The 1,768-nt window shown below is 61.0% G+C and carries 3 protein-coding genes; 2 read left to right on the forward strand and 1 reads right to left on the reverse strand.

Annotated features, from left to right (window positions below; all coding sequences use genetic code 11):
• Positions 1-302: acyl-CoA dehydrogenase family protein (locus ACNA7R_RS20180; protein WP_416285325.1), on the forward strand; the 302-nt coding region annotated here is incomplete at its 5' end.
• 29 nt (positions 303-331) lie between these two features.
• Here the strand turns inward: ACNA7R_RS20180 and ACNA7R_RS20185 are convergent.
• The gene (locus tag ACNA7R_RS20185; protein ID WP_416285326.1) at positions 332-1,186 is read right to left on the reverse strand and encodes a 3-hydroxyacyl-CoA dehydrogenase family protein; all 855 of its coding nucleotides are present in this window, start codon (positions 1,184-1,186) and stop codon (positions 332-334) included.
• Positions 1,187-1,300: 114 nt separating this feature from the next.
• On the opposite strand from ACNA7R_RS20185, the gene ACNA7R_RS20190 reads away from it, so the two are divergent.
• The coding region (locus tag ACNA7R_RS20190) for a beta-ketoacyl synthase N-terminal-like domain-containing protein (protein ID WP_416285327.1) at positions 1,301-1,768 on the forward strand (468 nt) is incomplete at its 3' end.

The raw sequence follows: 1,768 nt of genomic DNA on the forward strand, positions 1-1,768 counted from the left end.
AGGCCATCGGTCACAAGCTTGCCGATATGCAGACGAACGTACAGGCAGCCCGGTTACTCACTCGAGACGCAGCGAGAAAGAACGGCGACGGCGTCGATCCGAAGGCGGCAGCCATGGCGAAGTACTTTGCGAGCGAGACGGCGGTTGACGTAGCGAATGAAGCGGTCCAGATTCACGGCGGCTACGGCTATACAAAGGATTTCGACGTCGAACGCTACTACCGCGACGCTAAGATTACGACGATCTACGAGGGGACCTCCGAGATTCAGCAGAAGATCATCGCTCGACACCTCAAGCGGTAAAACACCGCTGACAGTCGCTTCTTACGATCTCAGTCGTGCTCGTAGAACCCTTTCCCGGTCTTTTTCCCGAGATCGCCAGTCTCGACCTTCCGCTTGAGCAGATACGCAGGTTTGTACCGATCGCCGAGTTCCTCGTGTAACGTCTCGGAGGCATGCAGACAGATATCGAGGCCGATGTGATCCGCCAGCGTGAGCGGTCCCATCGGGACGTTTGTCCCGAGTTCCATGCCGGCGTCGATGTCCTCCTTCGTCGCGACGCCCTCGTCGTAGGCTCGAATGCCCTCGTTGATCCATGGCATCAGGATCCGGTTCGTGACGAAGCCCGGTTTGTCGTCGGACTGCCACGTCGTCTTCTCGAGATCCTCGGCTACCTCGTGTGCAAGGTCGACGGCGTTGTCCGTCGTCTTCTCACCGACAACGACCTCGACGCCCTCCATGATCGGTACAGGATTCATGAAGTGCAGACCGATCACGCGCTCGGGGCGCTTGAGGTTCGCGGCAATCGAGGTGATCGAGAGCGTGCTCGTGTTCGTCGCCAGCACGGCATCGTCGTCACACACGTCCTCGAGGTCGTCGAAGATGTCCCGTTTGACCTCGAGGTCCTCGAGTGCGGCCTCAACGACGAGGTCACAGTCCTCAAGGTCTTCGAGTGTAGTCGTCCCCTCGATCCGGTCGCGGATCGCCTCGGGACCCTCCTCGAGCGCGTCTCGGTTCGCGAGTCGATCGAGGCTATCGTCGATGTTCTCGAAGCCGCTCTCGACGAACTCCTCCTTGATGTCCCGCATCACGACGTCGTATCCGTGTGTAGCGGCCACTTGTGCGATACCATTACCCATCGTACCCGCGCCGACGACGCCGACGCGGTCGATCCGCTCTATAGACATCACCGGTTCCTGCTTCGACGACGATGATAAGTGTGCCGGCTGTTCGCCGTCCTTTGACTGCCGCTCCCAGACGATACACATATCCCAGTTCGCCTAATAGTGACACGGTAGCTAATGTCGAAGGCATTCATCGCCGGATCAGGCACGACTCCGTTCGGATCGTTCCCCAATCGATCGGGGCGGGAACTGTTCGCAGAGGCCGGGCTCTCCGCACTCTCGGACGCCGGAATCGATCCCGACGACATCGACGAGGTGTTCTACGGCAACTTCCTCGGATCGCTGTCGGAGCGACAGGGTCATCAGGGACCGCTCGCTGCCGAAGCGCTGGGTACGACCGCGCCGTCGAGACGCGTCGAGAGCGCGTGCGCCTCGAGCGGGCTGGCAGTCCGTGACGCGGTCCGGGCTGTTCGAAGCGGCGAGTCGGATGTCGTCGTGGCTGGCGGAATGGAACGGATGAGTAACATGGGAACCGAGGGGGCGACCGATGGACTGGCCCGCGCTGCCGACGACCTCTTTGAAGTGCGGTCCGGCGTTACGTTCCCAGCGGCCTACGCGCTGATGGCGCACGCGTACTTCAACGCG

This window comes from Natronococcus sp. (genome assembly GCF_047921035.1).
Classification (GTDB): Archaea; Halobacteriota; Halobacteria; order Halobacteriales; family Natrialbaceae; genus Natronococcus.

What these genes read in the sequence shown, in the direction of transcription:
- ACNA7R_RS20185 (WP_416285326.1), bottom strand. Translation starts at nt 1,186, where the DNA reads ATGTCTATAGAGCGGATCGACCGCGTCGGCGTCGTCGGCGCGGGTACG.